Here is a 2,187-nt window from a genome sequence, read left to right on the forward strand (position 1 = left end):
ACTCCATGGTGTGAGGCCACTTACGAAACGTTTCCAAATCCCGCATAACAAAGGAACCTTCCATGGCTGCCTTATAAGAGGTAAGCCCCGTCGCACTCGTATCGCCTGCATCAAGTGCTTTCACGGCGGCCTGGGCAGCCATCTGGCCAGAGGCTACCGCGAAATCCATACCCCGCACTTGATAGCCCATGTTCATGCACAAACCCGCCGCTTCCCCCGCAAGAAGCGCACCATCAAACACATACCGCGGAATCATGTCGTAACCGCCTTCTGGCACCATATGTCCCGAATGCTCCACGAGCTTTGCACCGCGAATAATGGGGGCGACCGCAGGATGATTCTTGAAATCTTCGAGCATCTGATAAACAGGCATCTCGTTAGAAGCATCGGCTGCTGTAGAAATAGTCGCCACCAGACCAAGCGAAATAGAATCTTTATTGGTGTAGAGAAAGCCTCCGCCAACATTTCCATGCGTACAGTCGCCCACAAAAAGCATAGCGGCGCCCTCGCCCTCGGGCACCAAGAATCTATCCTCGATGGTAGACGAAGGAAGCTCGAAGACCTGCTTGACACCAACCGCCATTTGGCTTGCTTTGGGACGCACGTTTCCAAGACTACGTTCGGACAAAAGGGCATTTACTCCCTCGGCCACGATAGTCACCTCGGCGGTGATTTCGTCCTCGCCAGCGCGTACGCCCCTTACTTTACCGGAATCATCTTTCAGAAGCTCTTCAACAGCAATGCCACAGATATATTCAGCCCCTGCTTCTTCCGCCTTCTCAGCGAGCCACTGATCAAAAGGGGCACGCAAAACCGAGTAGGAATCTGCCCCTTCCTCGGCTAGTTCCGGGCTGGTAAAATCAATGGCCATCTGGGCGCTTGGATCCATAAATGCCATGCGCTCATGCGTAATTTTGCGCTCAAGCGGTGCTTCCTTTTCAAAGTTCGGGAAGACCTTCTTGAGCGAGTGGGAATAGATACGACCACCCGTCATATTTTTTGCGCCGGCAAAGTTGCCACGCTCGACCACCAGAACCGACTTTCCGGCCTTCGCAAGCTCATAGGCCGCGATAGCACCCGCGCATCCGGAGCCGACAACAATTGCGTCGAAATCTGACATTTCCTACCCTTTCCTGAATCAAACCGATACCTTGCCCAGCCCCAACGGGGATGCCGCAACGACGCCGAACCCGAACAGGCTGCGGCGTCGAGCGCCGATACTTTACAAAGCCGCCGCGAGGGCTGGCAAGACATCTTTAATATCGCCGACGAGCCCAAAATCGCACTGCTTGAACACAGGGGCGTTCTTGTCCTTGTTGATGGCGAACAAAGTGCCTGCACGGTTGCAGCCCACCATGTGTTGCATCTGGCCCGAAACGCCGGCGGCCACGTAGACCTTTGGGGAAAGCATGAGCCCGGACACGCCGATATAGGTTTCTTTGGGCAGCCAATCAAGGCCTTCCGTGAGAGGGCGCGTGCACCCGAGTGCGCCTCCAATTTTGTCACACAAGGTTCGGGCCATATCCAGATCGGACTCTTCGCAAAACCCGCGCCCTGCAGCAACGATAACATCCGATTTGTTCAGGTCGGCACCTGTTTTTTCAATAGAGTGCACAGAAACCAATTTCAACGGCACCTGCGGCTCAATCCATGCCACATCCTCTATTTCGTTGGAGCCCGATGCTTCAGCATCAGCAAAAACACCTTGTCCTACCGTGTAAAAAGAAATGTCTCCACAAGGGTTCTGCGCTTGAATACCAACGCCCCCGAAATATAAGCTAGTTGCAACCGCACCATCAAAGGACAGCACGTTTGTTATAACCGAAGCCTCAAAATGAGCGGCGAGCTTGCCCGCAATCACCTTCATACGACGGGTAGGCTCAACAAGCACAACCCGATCACCGGAAGCGTCGAGGGCAGCGACAACCGTATCGGCGGCATCGTCGAAAACAGCGCCTTCGGGCAATGTGATATGCAAGACTTTATCGGCAACGCCCAAGGGAAGCTCAAGGTCGCCAATTGACACGCAGACGACCTCGTCTGCCATGCTCCGCGCACCAGCACAAAGCTCGCGCGCCGCATCTTGGTGCTCGGCAAGAATAAATGCTTTCATTGTTTTTCCTTTCCTAGAACGCAGCTTTAAGGGCGGCGGCAAACCATTCAACAGCACCATCAGCAGAGGCCTCG

The 2,187-nt window shown here is 54.4% G+C and carries 2 protein-coding genes; both read right to left on the reverse strand.

Going from position 1 to position 2,187, the window contains the following annotated elements; translation table 11 throughout:
• A partial coding sequence (locus RR842_RS14185) for an FAD-dependent oxidoreductase (RefSeq protein WP_332730230.1) occupies positions 1-1,120 on the reverse strand: 1,120 nt, incomplete at its 3' end.
• A 102-nt stretch (positions 1,121-1,222) separates the two neighbouring features.
• Complete coding sequence (locus tag RR842_RS14190; RefSeq protein ID WP_332730231.1) at positions 1,223-2,113, reverse strand: electron transfer flavoprotein subunit alpha/FixB family protein; 891 nt, start codon at positions 2,111-2,113, stop codon at positions 1,223-1,225.
• Positions 2,114-2,187: the final 74 nt, after the last annotated feature.

It is taken from the genome of Gordonibacter sp. (assembly GCF_036667095.1).
Taxonomy (GTDB): Bacteria; Actinomycetota; Coriobacteriia; order Coriobacteriales; family Eggerthellaceae; genus Gordonibacter.